Below are 15,046 nucleotides of genomic sequence, written 5' to 3' on the forward strand. Positions count from 1 at the left end.
CCAGGCGCTCGTTGGCGGCCTGCCGCCGGAGTTCGGCGGAACGGATCTGGTGGATCTCGTACTCGTACATCTCAAGTCCCTTGGAAGAGGCGGTTTTTCGGGCTTCGCTTCCTGCGATGCCTCAACCTTCGTCTCCAAGGGGGGTCCGCCGCATCGGGAGAGTTCCGCATCTTGCGGGGCCGGGCGGGCCTTAGACGTGCGTAAGGGGTCTTAGGTCCTCCGTAAGGTGCTTACGGAGGACCTAAGACCCCTGATGAACTGCGGTGACTCAGGTCGCGGACGGCAGGCTGAACAGGAGGTCGGTGTACTTGAGGACGGCCAGGAGCAGGCCTACGACGCCGAGGGCGACGCCGGCCCAGGCGACCGACTTGATCCAGGTGGCCTGCGGCTTGCCGGGGGCGCCGAAGGCGGGCCGCACAAGAGCGCCGACGCCGACGAGCGCGCCCACCAGGGCGAAGATGCCGGCCCACAGCGCGGTGGTGTGCCAGGCGTCGCCGTAGACCTCCTTGATCTGCGTGGCCACGCTCGCGGTGGACGCGGTGTGGAGCTGGCCCACGAGGGTCTCGCGGGCGGCGGCGACGGAGCCGACCCAGCCGCCGGAGAGCGAGATGAAGCCGAGCGCGACGGAGACCACGGCGGTGGCGCCCTGGCCGACGCCGGAGGGGCCTTCCGGCTCCTCCAGGCGGAGCTTCGCGAGCTCGGCCGCGTACTCCTCCTCGGAGAGGTCGTCCTCGTCCTCGGAGGCTTCGGCCTCGGTGACCTCCGCGTTGGCGGGTTCCGGCTCGGTCACTTCCTCGTCGGTCTTGGTGACATCGGTCTTCGTCACATCGGTCTTGGTGACGTCGACGGTTTCCGCGTCGCTCTTCACCTCGGTGGCCTCGTTCGCGGCCTCGTCAACAGTCTTGGTACCCATGGTGCGCACGGTAGGGGTGGTTTCTGAGAAGTTCCTTAAAGATCGCTGTGCCGGGCACGCGCGCGTGCCTCGCGCCACTCGGGGGCGAGCACGGACCACACCTCGATGTCGTGCCGCACGCCCCCGTGGGGGTGTGACTCGCGCAGAACCGCGTCCCTGGTCATGCCCATGCGGCGCGCAACATTCAGGCTCTTCTCATTGCCCGAGGCCGCGTGCCATTCGACGCGGTGGATGCCGCGCTGTTCGATCGCGAAGTCGATGAGAATCCGCATCGCGCGGGTGATCAGCCCGCGCCCGGCAGCGGCGGGTTCCAGCCAGCAGCCGACCTCGCAGTTGCCCTGGTCGGCGTGGAAGTTCAGGAAGAGGACCCCGCCCACGAGCTTGCCGTCCAGCCAGATGCCGTGCAGGGAGGCGCTGTCGGCGGCGCGCAGGTCGGCGTAGCGCTGGAGCTCGCCCCGCGCCGACTCGACGTCCGTCGCCTTCGAGCCGAAGGAGATGAACTGTCCGACGAACTCCCGGCCGCGCTCCAGGTGGGCGAAGAACTCCTCGGCGTGCCACGTCTCCAGGGGACGCAGTTCGGCTCCGTCGTCACCCAGGGATATCGCGTACATCCTGTTCCCGCTCCTTCGCCAGGACGTCCGCCACCTCGGCGTCCGTCGCGGCGGCCAGCCTCTCATGGGCGGCGCGGCACTCGGGGGGCTCGATGCTGATGCGGGGCAGGACGCGGTCCAGGCGGCGGGGCAGCCACCAGTTGGCGCCGCCGAGCAGGTGCATGAGGGCGGGCACCAGGAGGGTGCGCAGGACGAAGGCGTCCAGGGCGACGGCGGAGGCGAGCGCGATGCCGAACATGGCGATCACGCGGTCGCCGCTGAGCACGAAGGCGAGGAAGACCGAGATCATGATGACGGCGGCGGAGTTGATGACCCGGCTGGTCTCGGCGAGGCCGATGCGGACGGCCCGGCGGTTGTCGCCGGTTTCCAGCCATTCCTCGTACATCCGGCTGACCAGGAAGACCTGGTAGTCCATGGAGAGCCCGAAGAGGACCGACACCATGATCACCGGGAGGAAGGGTTCGATGGGTCCGGCCCGGCCGAGGCCGAGGAACTCGCTCCCCCAGCCCCACTGGAAGATCGCGACGACGACTCCGAAGGCGGCGGCCACGGCGGCGACGTTCATCGCGGCGGCCTTGAGCGGGATGCCGACGGACCGGAAGGCGAGCAGGAGCAGCACACAGCCGAGCGAGATGACGACCCCGACGAACAGCGGGAGCTTGCCGACGATCACGTCGGCGAAGTCGTCGTAGCCGGCGGTCACTCCGCCGACGTGGATGTCGAGCGAGGTGCCCGTCTCGGCCCTCGGCAGCACCTCGGTGCGCAGCCGGTCGACGAGGTCGCTGGTCTTCTGGGACTGCGGTGCCGAGTCCGGTACGACGCTGAAGTACCCGGTGGAGCCGCCGGTGTCGTAGGTCACCGGGGTCACGGAGGCGACGCCTTCGGTGGTGCGCAGGGTGGCGTCGAGGTTGTCGAGGGCGAGCTTGTCCTCGGCCCCGTCGATCTTCGTGACGAGGGTGAGCGGGCCGTTGACGCCGGGCCCGAAGCCGTCGGCGAGGAGGTCGTAGGCCTGGCGGGTGGTCGACGTCTTCGGGTCGTTGCCCTGGTCGGAGGTGCCCAGGTGGAGCGAGAGCGTCGGCAGGGCCAGGACGGTGATGACGACCAGGGCGAGGGCGCCGAGGAGCTTGGGATGGCGCTCGACGAACACGGACCAGCGGGCGGCGAGGCCCGTGGGCAGCTCCGGCTGGGGCCCGTGCTCGGCCAACCGGCGCCGTTCGCGGCGGCTGAGGGCCCGGGGGCCGATGAAGGACAGCAGGGCCGGGAGAAGGGTCACGGAGGCCGCGACGGTGAGCACCACGGTCAACGAGGCGGCGACAGCGACCCCGTTGAGGAAGCCGAGCCGCAGGATCAGCATCCCCAGAAGGGCTATGCACACCGTGGCGCCCGCGAAGACGACCGCGCGTCCGGTGGTGACGACCGCGTTGGTGACCGCCTCGGTGACGGAAAGCCCGCGTTTCAGCCCGCGCCGGTGCCGGGTCACGATGAACAGGGCGTAGTCGATGCCGACACCGAGCCCGACCAGCATGCCGAGCATGGGCGCGAAGTCGGCGACGGTCATGGCGTGCCCGAGCAGCACGATCGCCGCGTAGGCGGTGCCGACGCTCAGCAGCGCGGTGCCGATGGGCAGCAGCGAGGCGGCGAGCGAACCGAAGGCGAGGAACAGCACGAGCGCGGCGACGGCCACCCCGACGATCTCGGCGGTGTGCCCGCTCGACGACTCGGTGAGCCCGATGGCGCTGCCGCCCGACTCCACCTGGAGTCCGTCGGTCTCGGCGGCCTTCGCGGCGCGGACGACCGCCTGCGCCTCGGACTTGCCGATGTCCTCGGCCTGGTGCGCGAAGGTGACGGTGGCGTACGCGGTCCGCCCGTCAGCGCTGATCCGGCCCGTGCCCTGACCGTCGTACGGGCTGACCACGGAGGCGACTCCGGGGAGGCTCGCGATCCTGTCCAGGGCGCCGGTCATGGTCTGTTCGACGTCGGCGGCGCGGACGGAGCCGGGCGAGGTGCGCCAGACAACGGTGTCGCTGTCGCCACCGAGACCCGGAAACGCCTGCTTGAGCAGCTGAGTTGCGCGGCCCGACTCGGTGCCGGGGGCCTCGTAGTCGTTCGAGTACGCCGAGCCGGTGACGGCGGCGGCAGCGGTGACCCCGCCGAACGCGAGGAGCCACAACAGGACGGCGGCGAGGCGGTGCCGAACACACCAGCGGGCAAGGGCTGCCACGAACGTGCTCCCGGGGATGGCGAATTGTGGATCTTTGACCGGGAAACATCGTCCGAAGGATGAACAGCCCGCAAAGAACGCATGAGCAATACGCGACCCACTCTTACAGCCGGAAGTGATCGTTCATCGCGTTCCTGGGCTTCATCACGAGAGTGGGAGCCAGATCACAGGACAGTAACGACGACTCTGTCACCCCGTGCGCCGCCTCAGTCGAACTGGTCCCCCAGCGCCATCACCATCGCGCCGACGACCAGCAGCCACAACGCCCGTCTGGTACGACCCCGGGAGCCGAGCACCGACGCGAGCGCGCACAGCGCGGCACCCACGGCATAGGCGGCCGGGACGAGCACCGGCGCCGATCCACTCGCTCTGAGCGCCGCCGCGGCCACACCCGCGAGGGCCAGCACGGCACCGGTCAGCGCGGCCGTCCAGCGGGCCCGCCGCGCGTCCAGTGCCGGATCGAAGTCCGGTGTCTCGGAATCTGCGCGTCCGTCCATGGCGGGCGAGGGTAGCGCCTCCGCCTGAGAAACCTGGTGCGCGGCCAACCGACGTCCTCCACAATCTCGTTGCTCTTCCTAGGAGCTACGCAGAACCGGAGGGGCCCGTTCACTGAACATCCCTGGGGATGCATCTCAGCCGATGCATCCCCAGGGATGTTGATTTCCTACGGCGTATCAGCCCTCGCTGACGCCCAGCTGCTCCAGGATCAGTTCCTTGACGCGGGCCGCGTCGGCCTGACCTCGGGTGGCCTTCATGACCGCGCCGACCAGGGCACCGGCCGCTGCCACCTTGCCGCCGCGGATCTTGTCGGCGATGCCCGGGTTGCCTGCGATGGCCTCCTGGACGGCGGTGGTCAGGGCGCCGTCGTCGGAGACGACCTTCAGACCGCGCTTCTCGACGACCTCGTCCGGAGTGCCCTCGCCGGCGAGGACGCCTTCGATGACCTGGCGGGCGAGCTTGTCGTTCAGATCACCGGCGGTCACCAGGGCGGTGACGCGGGCTACCTGCTCGGGCGTGATGGGGAGTTCGTCGAGCGCCTTGCCCGACTCGTTGGCGCTGCGCGCCAGTTCGCCCATCCACCACTTGCGGGCGGAGGCCGAGTCGGCACCGGCGTCGATCGTCGCGACGATGGGGTCGATGGCACCGGCGTTGAGGATCGACTGCATGTCGAACGCGCCGATCCCCCACTCCTCGCTCAGCCGGTTGCGGCGGGCCAGCGGCTGCTCGGGCAGCCCGGCGCGGATCTCCTCGACCCACTCGCGCGAGGGGGCGACCGGAACCAGGTCCGGCTCGGGGAAGTACCGGTAGTCCTCCGCCTCCTCCTTCACGCGGCCCGAGGTCGTCGACCCGGTGTCCTCGTGGAAGTGGCGGGTCTCCTGGATGATCGTGCCGCCGGAGTTCAGCACCGCGGCGTGGCGCTGGATCTCGTAACGGGCGGCACGCTCCACGGAACGCAGCGAGTTGACGTTCTTCGTCTCGCTCCGGGTGCCGAACTTCTCGCGGCCGTGCGGGCGCAGCGACAGGTTCACGTCGCAGCGCATCTGCCCCTGCTCCATGCGGGCTTCCGACACACCGAGCGCCCGGATCAGCTCGCGCAGCTCGGCGACGTAGGCCTTCGCGACCTCGGGAGCGCGCTCGCCCGCGCCCTCGATCGGCTTGGTGACGATCTCGATGAGCGGGATGCCGGCGCGGTTGTAGTCGAGCAGCGAGTGCGAGGCGCCGTGGATACGGCCCGTCGCGCCGCCGACGTGCAGCGACTTGCCGGTGTCCTCCTCCATGTGGGCGCGCTCGATCTGCACCCGGAAGGTCTCGCCGTCCTCCAACTGGACGTCCAGATAGCCGTTGAAGGCGATCGGCTCGTCGTACTGGGAGGTCTGGAAGTTCTTCGGCATGTCCGGATAGAAGTAGTTCTTCCGGGCGAAGCGGCACCACTCGGCGATCTCGCAGTTCAGCGCGAGGCCGATCTTGATCGCGGACTCGACGCCGATCGCGTTGACGACCGGGAGCGCGCCGGGCATGCCGAGGCAGGTCGGGCAGGTCTGCGAGTTGGGTTCGGCGCCGAGTTCGGTCGAACAGCCGCAGAACATCTTGGTCTTGGTGCCGAGTTCGACATGGACCTCAAGGCCCATGACGGGGTCGTACGACGCGAGAGCGTCCTCGTACGACTCCAGGTCGGTCGTGGTGGTCACGGTGAACTTTCCCTCTCAGCCCAGCAGGACGTCGTCGTCGCCCAGCCGCTTCAGCTCGCGGTACAGGATGGCGAAGCCGGTGACGAGCGCGACGGCGGACACCGTGGCGTCGATCAGACGGAGCGTGTCGTGCTCGGTGCGCGCCTTCTTGATCTGCTTGGCGACACCCAGCGCGCCGAACGCGGTGGTGGCCATCGACACGTACGTGCCGGACTTGGACTTCTTGAAGCCCTTGGCCTTCGACAGTGCATTGCTCACAGCGACGGTGCCTCCTCAAGCAGCGGGTGGCCCCACTTTTCCACGAAGGCGGCCTCGACGGCGGCGCCGACCTTGTAAAGCCGGTCGTCCTTCAGCGCCGGGGCGATGATCTGCAGCCCGACCGGGAGGCCGTCCTCCGGCGCGAGGCCGCAGGGCAGCGACATGGCCGAGTTGCCCGCCAGGTTGGTCGGGATGGTGCACAGGTCCGCGAGGTACATCGCCATCGGGTCGTCGGCACGCTCGCCGATCGGGAAGGCGGTGGTCGGCGTCGTCGGCGACACGATCACGTCGACGCTCTCGAACGACTTCTCGAAGTCGCGGGTGATGAGCGTACGGACCTTCTGGGCGCTGCCGTAGTACGCGTCGTAGTAGCCGGAGCTCAGCGCGTACGTGCCGAGCATGATGCGGCGCTTCACCTCGGGGCCGAAGCCCGCCTCACGGGTGAGGGAGGTGACCTCCTCGGCCGAGTGGGTGCCGTCGTCGCCGACACGGAGGCCGTAGCGCAGGCCGTCGAAACGGGCCAGGTTCGACGAACACTCGGAGGGCGCGATCAGGTAGTACGCCGACAGGGCGAGGTCAAAGGACGGGCAGTCCAGCTCGACGATCTCCGCGCCCAGTTCCTTCAGTACGGCGACGGCCTCGTCGAAGCGCTGGATGACACCGGCCTGGTAGCCCTCGCCGCGGAACTGCTTGACGACACCGACACGCATGCCCTGCACGCTGCCGTTCCGTGCGGCCTCGACGACCGGCGGGACGGGTGCGTCGATGGACGTGGAGTCCAGCGGGTCGTGCCCGGCGATGACCTCGTGCAGGAGGGCCGCGTCCAGGACCGTACGGGCGCAGGGCCCGCCCTGGTCGAGGGAGGACGAGAACGCCACCATGCCGTAGCGGGAGACCGCGCCGTACGTCGGCTTGACGCCGACCGTGCCGGTGACGGCGGCCGGCTGGCGGATCGAGCCGCCGGTGTCCGTGCCGATCGCCAGCGGCGCCTGGAAGGAGGCGAGCGCGGCGGAGGAACCACCGCCGGAGCCGCCGGGGATCTTGGTCAGATCCCACGGGTTGCCGGTAGGCCCATAGGCGCTGTTCTCCGTACTCGACCCCATGGCGAACTCGTCCATGTTGGTCTTGCCGAGGATGACCACGTCGGCGGCCTTCAGCCGCTTGGTGACCGTCGCGTCGTACGGCGGGATCCAGCCTTCGAGGATCTTCGAACCGACGGTGGTCGGAATGCCCTCGGTGGTGAAGATGTCCTTGAGCGCGAGCGGGACGCCGGCCAGCGGCCCCAACTCCTCGCCCCTGGCCCGCTTCTCGTCGACGGCACGGGCCTGCGCGAGGGCACCCTCGCGGTCGACGTGCAGGAAGGCGTGCACCTTCGCGTCGACTTCCTCGATACGGGCGAGGTGGGCCTCGGTGACCTCGACGGCCGTGAGGACACCGGACGCGATGTTCGCGGCGGTCTCGGCGGCGGTGAGCCGGATGATGCTGCTGTGGTCCGTCATGGTGATTAGTCCTCCCCCAGGATCTGCGGCACCTTGAAACGCTGCTGCTCCTGGGCCGGGGCGCCGGAGAGCGCCTGCTCGGGGGTGAGCGAGGGACGGACCTCGTCCGCGCGCATGACGTTCGTCAGCGGCAGCGGGTGGGAGGTCGGCGGTACGTCTTGGTCGGCGACCTCGCTGACGCGGGCTACCGCGCCGATGATGTCGTCCAGCTGTCCCGCGAAGTGTTCGAGCTCTTCGGGCTTCAGCTCCAGACGCGCCAGCCGGGCGAGGTGGGCGACCTCCTCGCGCGTGATGCCAGGCATGCAGCGTTCCTCTGGGGTGAGTGTGTGTGGTTTGGGGCCAATCCTATGGGGCGGGGGGCCGTAGCCGTTAAACGGTTTCCGCACGGCCGTCGCGTCATTGAGTTCCCACGCAGGGCGGTCGGTAGGGGTGCATCGGGTACAGGGAGGTTTCCTGGGAGGTCATCGGGGTGCCGGCGAGCTGGCAGATCTGCCGGGAGAAGGCGGTCGCATCGGTCTGCCAGGGCTGTACTCGGCGGCCGGTGGTGGTGATGAGCGCGGTCGTACCGTCGTGGGCGAAGGCGCCGAGACCGAGGGGGCCGTGGAAGCGGCCGATCAGCCGGGGGCGTTGCGGCGAGGTGAGGTCCCACAGGCGTACGGGGTCGGTGCTCGCGCCTGTGGATGTGATCAGGCGGCGTGATGTGTCCGGGGAAAAGTCGACCATCGAGACGGTGGCAGTGTGACCGCTCAGGGGGAGGCGGGGACGGGGGTTTGCCGGGTCGGTGATGTCCCACAAGTGGATGCGGTGATCGGTGCCACCGGCCGCAAGCAGTGTGCCGTCCTGGTCGACGGCGAGGCTGGCGGTCTGCGGCGGATCGGGAAGGGCTGCGATCCGGCGGGCTGGGTGGTGCGGGGTGACTTTCCACAGTTCCACGCCGGCGGCGTAGGTGCCGATGGCGAGTGTGTCGCTGTGCGGGAGGAAGAGACAGTTCATGACGGCGTAGAAGCGGTAGTCGCTGAAGTCCTGCAACCGGCGCGGTGCGCTGGGGTTTTCGACGTCCCACACGACGAGGTTGCCGCCGTTGCCGCCGGTGACCAGGGTGTGGCCGTCATTGCTGAACGCGGCGCAGTTGACGCTGCTGTGGCCGTTGGCCGTCATGTGCCCCGCACGGCGGGGCGGGCCGGAATCGGCGATGTTCCAGAGGCAGATGGGGGTCTCGTAGTTCTTTCCTTTGCCGAGTCCGTAAGTGGTCAGGGCCAGCAGGCGGGAGTCCGGGCTGAAGGCGGCACCGAGGATATGGCGGCCTCCGCACCGGGCCCTTCCGCGTAGTACGGGGTCGGCGGGGTGGGAGAGGTCCCAGATGCCGGCGGTTTCGTCCGCGCTGGCGGTGACGCCGAGTTTCCGGTCGGAGCTGAGCTGGAAGCGGCTGATCACATCGTGGTGTCCGGCCAGCCGCGGAAGCCGCGTCCACAATTGGATGCTGCCGTCGCCGGAGCCGACGGCGAAGGATCTGCTGTCAGGGCCGAAGGCGACGGAGACCACCCGGCCGGTCTGGGCGAGGGCCAGGGGTTCTCCGGATCCGGCGAGGTCGAAGAGGCGTAGCTCGGATTCGATGGAGCCCGCAGCGAGTGTCCTGCCGTCGGGACTGAGAGCGAGATCCGAGACGGGCCCGGTCAGATCGAAGAGCGTGCGGCGGCGGAGTACGCGGCCGTCCGTGTCCAGGTCGGCCGACCGAATGCAGCGCACCACGTCATACTGCGCATAGAACAGAGTGCGCCCGTCCGCGCTGAGCGTCACGGGGCTGTAATTGACGCCGACATCGGGCACGGTGCCACCGAGTCTGGGGTGCCGGCGGCCCGCGAGTTTCCACAGCCTTGCCGTGCTGTCCCGGCCGGCGGTGGCCAGGGTCGTACCGTCGCGGCTCAGTGCCAGGAAGTTCACCGCGCCGGTGTGCCCCTGCCAGTGCACGAGCCGGACAGGGTGCCGGGGCCCGCTCATGTCCCACAGGGCGAGGTGGCCGGAAGCATCGCCGGTGACGAGGGTGTGGCCGTCGTGGCTGAACGCCATGGCCGACACCTTGGTGGTTTGGTCGGGCAGCGGGTCCAGCGGGAGTGGATGTCCGGGATCGTGGGCGTCCCACAGCCGGACCGGGCCGTTGGCGGTGGCGGCCGCGAGGATGCGGCGCCGGTCGAAGGCGATCCTGGTCACCGCGGCGCCGGAGCCCTGCAGGACGTGCGGGGGCTCAGCCCGATGGCCGACGGCGGTCGACCAGAGGTTCACCGTTCCCCGAAGGGTGCCCGAGGCCACGGCGGTGCCGTCCGGGCTCATGGCCGCGGCCTGGGAGACCTGGCCGTCGCCGAGGAAGCGGGTGGCGTAGGGGATGGCCGATGAGCTGAGTACCGCGCTGCGTGCCGCCTCGGTGTCGTGCGCGCGCAGCGCGGCCCGGCCGAGGAGGAGCCCGAGTGCCGGATCCGTGGTCTGCAGCAGGTCCGCCTGCGCCGCCAGCCCACTGGACAGGGCGACGTCTCGCTGGTCCTCGGCTTCGTGGCCCTTGACTACGGCCAGGAACGTGGCCGTCAGCGCGACCACGGTGATCACGGCCAGCGTGGCCACCAGCCGGCGGAGCCGGCGGACGCCGCGCTGCTGGTGGCGGCGGGCGGTGCGCAGGAAGTCGGCCTCGGTCGGACTCGTCTGCTCGGGGTGGGTGGCGGCCCATTCCTCGGCCGCAGTGAGCCGGGTACCCCGGTAGAGCAGAGCGGCGTCGCGGCCCTCCGCGGCCCAGGCCGTGGCAGCGTCGGTCAGCTGTTGGCGCAGACGCAGAGCGGTCCGGTCGGCATCGATCCACCCGCGAAGTCTTGGCCAGGCTTTCAGCAGGGCCTCGTGGCTGATCTCCACGTGCTCGGTGTCCGCCGTCAGCAGCCGGGCCGACGTGAACCTCTCCACCACGGCCACGGCTGCGGGATCGGTCGCAGGGGCGAGGCTCTCACGCCGGGCTCGGCGTCGGGTGTCCTCCACCCCGTCACCGACCCGCACCAGGCTCAGCAACAGCCGTCGGGCGATCAGCTGCTCGTCTTCCGTGAGCTGCCCGTAGGCCCTCTCGGCCGTGGTGGCCACAGCGCCCCGGATGCCGCCGGTGCGCTCGTAGCCGGCCACGGTGAGCACGCCGTCGCTGCGCTGCTGCCAGGTGGCTCGCAGGGCGTGGGAGAGCAGCGGCAGTGCGCCCACGCCGCAGGCCGGGTCGTCGGCCGGGTCCGTACCCGTGCCGGGGCCGAGGTCGCGCAGCAGGATCTCGGTGAGGCCGGGCTCCAGTGCCAGTCCCGCCGCCGCGGCGGGTTCGGCGATCACCGATCGCAGCTCGTCGGCCGTCATCGGGCCCAGCGGCATGGACCTGGCCCGTAGTGCGGTGAGCAGGCTGGGGTGGGCCAGTGCGTACCCGTAGAAGTCGGCCCGCATGCTGATGACCACCGGCAGGCCCTTGCCCGCCAGGCGGCACACCTGGTCGATGAAGGCATTGCGCTCGTTGGCGTCGGCGCAGAGCGTGAACACCTCCTCGAACTGGTCGACGATGACGAGGGCGTAGCTGTCCAGCGGCCGTGCGGTGTCGTGTCGGCGCAGTTCGGCCAAGGGCCGCGAGGTGGGGGAGAGGTGGAGCACCTCCGGAGTGCCGGGATGTCGGGCGGGCAACACGCCACGGGGCACGGCGGGTGCCAGGCCTGCCCGCAGCAGCGAGGACTTCCCCACGCCCGACGCGCCGACCACCATCAGTGGGTGACCCGCAGCCGCGGAGTCCCCCAGCAGGTTCAGCAGTTCGCACAGGGGCCGGTCACGGCCGAAGAACCACCGGGCGTCCTCCGTGCGGAAGGACGTCAGCCCCGGATACGGGCACTCTCCGGGCCCGGGCCCGGCTGCGAGTGCCAGGAGTTCGCCCTTGGCGCGCAGCACCTGATCACACGCGCGGGCGAACTTCTCGCTGGGGCGCTTCTCCCCGTTCTCCACCCGGCTGATGTGCCCCCGGCTGTAGTGGATCAGCGCCGCGAGTCGGGTGAGTGACAGCCCTTCCAAACCTCGGCGCCGGCGCAGTTCCGTACCGAAGGTCCTGTCATCGGGCTCGTCCGCGTCGGATGCCCCCTCGCCGTACTCGATCCCCACCGCGGCCCTCGTCCTCTCACGCGCTACGGAGCCGTGGCTGCGCTCCGGACGAACACCCGCAGAACCTAGCGCGGCCCACGGTGACGAATCAAATGCGTTCGGTGATATTCCCAGGTCGGAGGGTGTTGTCCGGCTCAGCCGGACTGGGCAACGGACAACGGGTTCCGCAGCCTGCCCCGGCTGCCGAAGCATCAGGGCACAGGCCGAACGCGCCGCCCAGTCCGGGCCGGCGACAACGACGGCCGGTTCGCGCGGCGGGTCCGCCCCGGACGCCCCGGTGCCGTACCAGCCGCCGCGCTACGGGACCAGAACAGGAAGAGAGAACCCCATGTCCAACACCACTCCCATGAACGCCGACCAGATGCTGGCCGCACTGCGCGCCGAGGGGCTTCACATCGCCGAGCACCCCGGCTGGCGCGGCCACCACCGCCCCGACCGTCCCTGGGGGCCCATGAACGGTGTCGTGATCCACCACACGGGAGGCAACCCGCCCTCCGACCTCAACGTCGTCTGGACCGGACGTGCAGGACTCCCCGGCCCGCTGTGCCACTCGTATCTGGCGAAGAACGGCACCGTCACCATGATCGGCAACGGCCGCGCCAACCACGCGGGCGCCGGAGACGCCGAGGTCTACCGCCAGGTCGTCCGCGAGAGCTACGGTGACCGGCCCTCCCTCCCGGTGAAGAACACCGTCGACGGCAACACCCACTTCTACGGTCTGGAAATCTCCAACCCGGGCAAGGGGCAGGCATACCCGCCCGCCCAGTACCAGGCCGCGGTGCGGTGGGCGGCCGCGATCTGCCGCCACTACGGGTGGACCGCGAAGAGTGTCATCGGCCACCGCGAATGGACGAATCAGAAGGACGACCCGAAGTTCTCCATGGTGCAGTTCCGCAAGGACGTACAGGCACGGCTCCAGCACCGGGGACTCGCCACCACGACGGCGGAGCCGGAGGACACCTGCGCGTCCGCGCCTGAGGCCGGAGCCGGGACGACTGTCCTCGGGGACGAGATGACCGATCTCGTGTAGTTTCCGCGAGCGTCCATCCGGAACCACTAGGAGGCGAGGTCTCGTCCGGTCGGATCAGACCGGACGAGACCTCAACGGCTTCGCTTGAAGAACGTGTAGGTGCAGTAGCCGCGGTATCGAGGTGCGGCGGCGCAGAAGGTCAGCCAAGCCGCCCCGGATCATCCGAGGCAGCGGCAGGCAAAGCCGCCCGAGGCCGCTGCCACCCCCGAGACCCCCGCGCCAGCAACCACGCCGTCATGTCCTCCGGCGGCATCGCCGCGGCGACCAGCCACCCCTGCACCGCGTCACACCCGAGATCCCGCAGCCGCTCCCACGTCTCGTCGTCCTCGACGCCCTCCGCGACGACGAGCAACCCCAGCGAGTGCGCGAGATCGACCGTGCACCGCACGATCTCCGCGTCCTCCGTGTCCACCGCGAGCCGTGCCACGAACGACCGGTCGATCTTCAACTCGCTGACCGGCAGCCGCCGTAGATGCACCAGGGAGGAGTAGCCCGTGCCGAAGTCGTCGAGGGACATCTTGACGCCGTGGCCGGTCAGGCCGTTGAGGGTGTCGGCGGCGCGCTGGGGATCCTCCAGGAGGACGTGTTCCGTTATCTCCAGTTGGAGGGAGCCCGGCGGGACGCCGTGCCGGGCGAGGCGCGCGGCGACCGAGCCCGCGAAACCGGGGGTGTGGACGTCGCGCGGGGAGACATTCACCGCGACCGGTACGAACAGGCCCTGGGCCCGCCACCTGGCGACCTGGGCGAGGGCCGTGTCGAGCACGTACTCGGTGAGATGCGGCATCAGACCGGACGACTCGGCGATCGCTATGAACTCGTCCGGCGGCACCTTCCCGCGCTCCGGATGCACCCACCGCACCAGCGCCTCAAGGCCGGCGACCTGGCCGTCGAAGCGGACCTTGGGCTGGTAGTGCACCTGCACCTCGTGGGCGTCGAGGGCCCGGCGCAGATCCCCCAACAGGCCCAGCCGGTCCGGGGTGTTGGAGTCCCGCTTGGACTCGTAGACCTCTACGCCCGTACGGTCCCGCTTCGCCTGGTACATCGCGACGTCGGCCCGGCGCAGCAGACCCTCGGCGTCGAGGGCGTGGTCGGGGAAGACGGCGACGCCCGCACTGGCCTCCAGGACGAGCGTGAGCCCGTCCAGGTCGAGCGGGGAGCTGAGCGCTGAGACCAGGCTGCGGGCGACCCGGGTCGCGGACGTCGTGGAGTCGGCGACGGGCAGCAGTACGGCGAACTCGTCGCCGCCGAGCCGCGCGGCCTCCGCCCCGCGCGGCAGCGCCACCCGCAGCCGGTCGGCTATCTGCAACAGCAGCCGGTCACCGGCCAGATGACCCAATGTGTCGTTGACCGATCGGAAGCGGTCGAGGTCGATCAGCATGAGAGCGGCTTTGGCGCCGATGCGTTCGGCGTCGTCCAGGGCGGTCCAGATGCGCTCCAGGAGCCACTGACGGTTGGGCAGCCCGGTGAGCGGATCGCGCAGCTGCTCCTCGGCCCTCGCGCGGGCCATCCACAGGGTGGAGTCGAGGGCGATGAGCGGGATCGAGAAGAGGGGCAGCAGTACCGGCTGGGCGACGGCGACCACACAGATCAGCGGGGCGATGCCGAGCAGGGCGACCGCGACCAGTCCCTGTCTGAGCAGGGCGGTGCGGGCGACGGTGGGCAGTCCGCCGTGGCGCGGGGCGTGCAGATACCAGAGCAGGGTGCGGGTCACGGCGAGATAGGCGAGGGCGACCAGGACCACTTCGGGGGCGGTGTAGACCGTCCAGGAGTCGGGGTTCCAGGGCCTCTCGACGGACGGCACCCGGCCGAACGCGCCGAGCACGAGTGCTCCGGCGGCTATGCCGAGGATGTCCACCGCGCCGTGCAGTACGCCCTGGCGCCAGCGGTTGCGCCTGGCTATGCCGACCAGGACGACGACGGTGAGGCTGACCATGCCGGCGGCGACCCAGCCGTAGAGCAGCAGGACGCCGAGGGTGAGGGCGGCGCCCGAGCCGGTGCCGCCCCACCAGCGGGCGCGGCCGAGGGCGACCAGGTGGCCGACGATGACGCCGGTGAGGACGGCCAGCGACCAGCCGACGGTGCCGGACGGGAAGAGCGCGTGGTCGCCGGTGAACGCCCGGAAGAAGCCCGCGCCCAGGACGAAGCCGGCCGCGGCCACGACGGCCGTGGGCAGCGC

Annotated in this window: 11 protein-coding genes; 1 reads left to right on the top strand and 10 read right to left on the bottom strand. The window is 70.2% G+C overall.

The genetic code is table 11. The annotated features are described in order from the left end of the window. Positions 1-268: 268 nt before the first annotated feature. The 9 genes from R6V09_RS27945 to R6V09_RS27985 form a co-directional block, all read right to left on the bottom strand. Positions 269-913 (bottom strand): hypothetical protein, encoded by a 645-nt coding sequence (locus tag R6V09_RS27945; protein WP_317884208.1) that lies wholly within the window; start codon positions 911-913, stop codon positions 269-271. Between the two features lie 35 nt (positions 914-948). Further along, entirely contained in the window at positions 949-1,524 is a 576-nt protein-coding gene (locus tag R6V09_RS27950) for a GNAT family N-acetyltransferase (protein ID WP_317884209.1), read from the bottom strand. Beyond that, positions 1,502-3,745 carry an MMPL family transporter gene (locus R6V09_RS27955; protein ID WP_317884210.1) on the bottom strand — a complete coding sequence of 748 codons (2,244 nt, stop codon included), beginning with the start codon at positions 3,743-3,745 and terminating at the stop codon, positions 1,502-1,504. The genes R6V09_RS27950 and R6V09_RS27955 overlap by 23 nt, the downstream gene beginning before the upstream one ends. Before the next feature lie 206 nt (positions 3,746-3,951). Further along, positions 3,952-4,242, bottom strand: coding sequence for a hypothetical protein (locus R6V09_RS27960; protein WP_317884211.1), 291 nt, complete (start codon positions 4,240-4,242; stop codon positions 3,952-3,954). A 177-nt stretch (positions 4,243-4,419) separates the two neighbouring features. After that, positions 4,420-5,934 carry an Asp-tRNA(Asn)/Glu-tRNA(Gln) amidotransferase subunit GatB gene (gene gatB / locus R6V09_RS27965; RefSeq protein WP_317884212.1) on the bottom strand — a complete coding sequence of 505 codons (1,515 nt, stop codon included), beginning with the start codon at positions 5,932-5,934 and terminating at the stop codon, positions 4,420-4,422. A gap of 15 nt (positions 5,935-5,949) precedes the next feature. Further along, the gene (locus R6V09_RS27970) at positions 5,950-6,192 is read right to left on the bottom strand and encodes a hypothetical protein (RefSeq protein ID WP_019058562.1); all 243 of its coding nucleotides are present in this window, start codon (positions 6,190-6,192) and stop codon (positions 5,950-5,952) included. Continuing rightward, entirely contained in the window at positions 6,189-7,691 is a 1,503-nt protein-coding gene (gene gatA, locus R6V09_RS27975) for an Asp-tRNA(Asn)/Glu-tRNA(Gln) amidotransferase subunit GatA (protein WP_317884213.1), read from the bottom strand. The genes R6V09_RS27970 and gatA overlap by 4 nt, the downstream gene beginning before the upstream one ends. 5 nt (positions 7,692-7,696) lie before the next feature. Further along, positions 7,697-7,993, bottom strand: coding sequence for an Asp-tRNA(Asn)/Glu-tRNA(Gln) amidotransferase subunit GatC (gene gatC / locus R6V09_RS27980; RefSeq protein WP_007384860.1), 297 nt, complete (start codon positions 7,991-7,993; stop codon positions 7,697-7,699). 94 nt (positions 7,994-8,087) lie between these two features. Next, positions 8,088-11,840 carry an nSTAND1 domain-containing NTPase gene (locus R6V09_RS27985; protein ID WP_317884214.1) on the bottom strand — a complete coding sequence of 1,251 codons (3,753 nt, stop codon included), beginning with the start codon at positions 11,838-11,840 and terminating at the stop codon, positions 8,088-8,090. A gap of 328 nt (positions 11,841-12,168) precedes the next feature. On the opposite strand from R6V09_RS27985, the gene R6V09_RS27990 reads away from it, so the two are divergent. Further along, positions 12,169-12,870 carry a peptidoglycan recognition protein family protein gene (locus R6V09_RS27990; RefSeq protein ID WP_317884215.1) on the top strand — a complete coding sequence of 234 codons (702 nt, stop codon included), beginning with the start codon at positions 12,169-12,171 and terminating at the stop codon, positions 12,868-12,870. A gap of 139 nt (positions 12,871-13,009) precedes the next feature. On the opposite strand, the gene R6V09_RS27995 is transcribed toward R6V09_RS27990, so the two are convergent. Next, a partial coding sequence (locus R6V09_RS27995) for a putative bifunctional diguanylate cyclase/phosphodiesterase (RefSeq protein WP_317884216.1) occupies positions 13,010-15,046 on the bottom strand: 2,037 nt, incomplete at its 5' end.

This window comes from Streptomyces sp. W16, from assembly GCF_033194735.1.
Classification (GTDB): Bacteria; Actinomycetota; Actinomycetes; order Streptomycetales; family Streptomycetaceae; genus Streptomyces.

What these genes read in the sequence shown, in the direction of transcription:
- R6V09_RS27945 (WP_317884208.1), bottom strand. Translation starts at nt 913, where the DNA reads ATGGGTACCAAGACTGTTGACGAGGCCGCGAACGAGGCCACCGAGGTG.
- R6V09_RS27950 (WP_317884209.1), bottom strand. Translation starts at nt 1,524, where the DNA reads ATGTACGCGATATCCCTGGGTGACGACGGAGCCGAACTGCGTCCCCTG.
- R6V09_RS27960 (WP_317884211.1), bottom strand. Translation starts at nt 4,242, where the DNA reads ATGGACGGACGCGCAGATTCCGAGACACCGGACTTCGATCCGGCACTG.
- gatA (WP_317884213.1), bottom strand. Translation starts at nt 7,691, where the DNA reads ATGACGGACCACAGCAGCATCATCCGGCTCACCGCCGCCGAGACCGCC.
- gatC (WP_007384860.1), bottom strand. Translation starts at nt 7,993, where the DNA reads ATGCCTGGCATCACGCGCGAGGAGGTCGCCCACCTCGCCCGGCTGGCG.
- R6V09_RS27990 (WP_317884215.1), top strand. Translation starts at nt 12,169, where the DNA reads ATGTCCAACACCACTCCCATGAACGCCGACCAGATGCTGGCCGCACTG.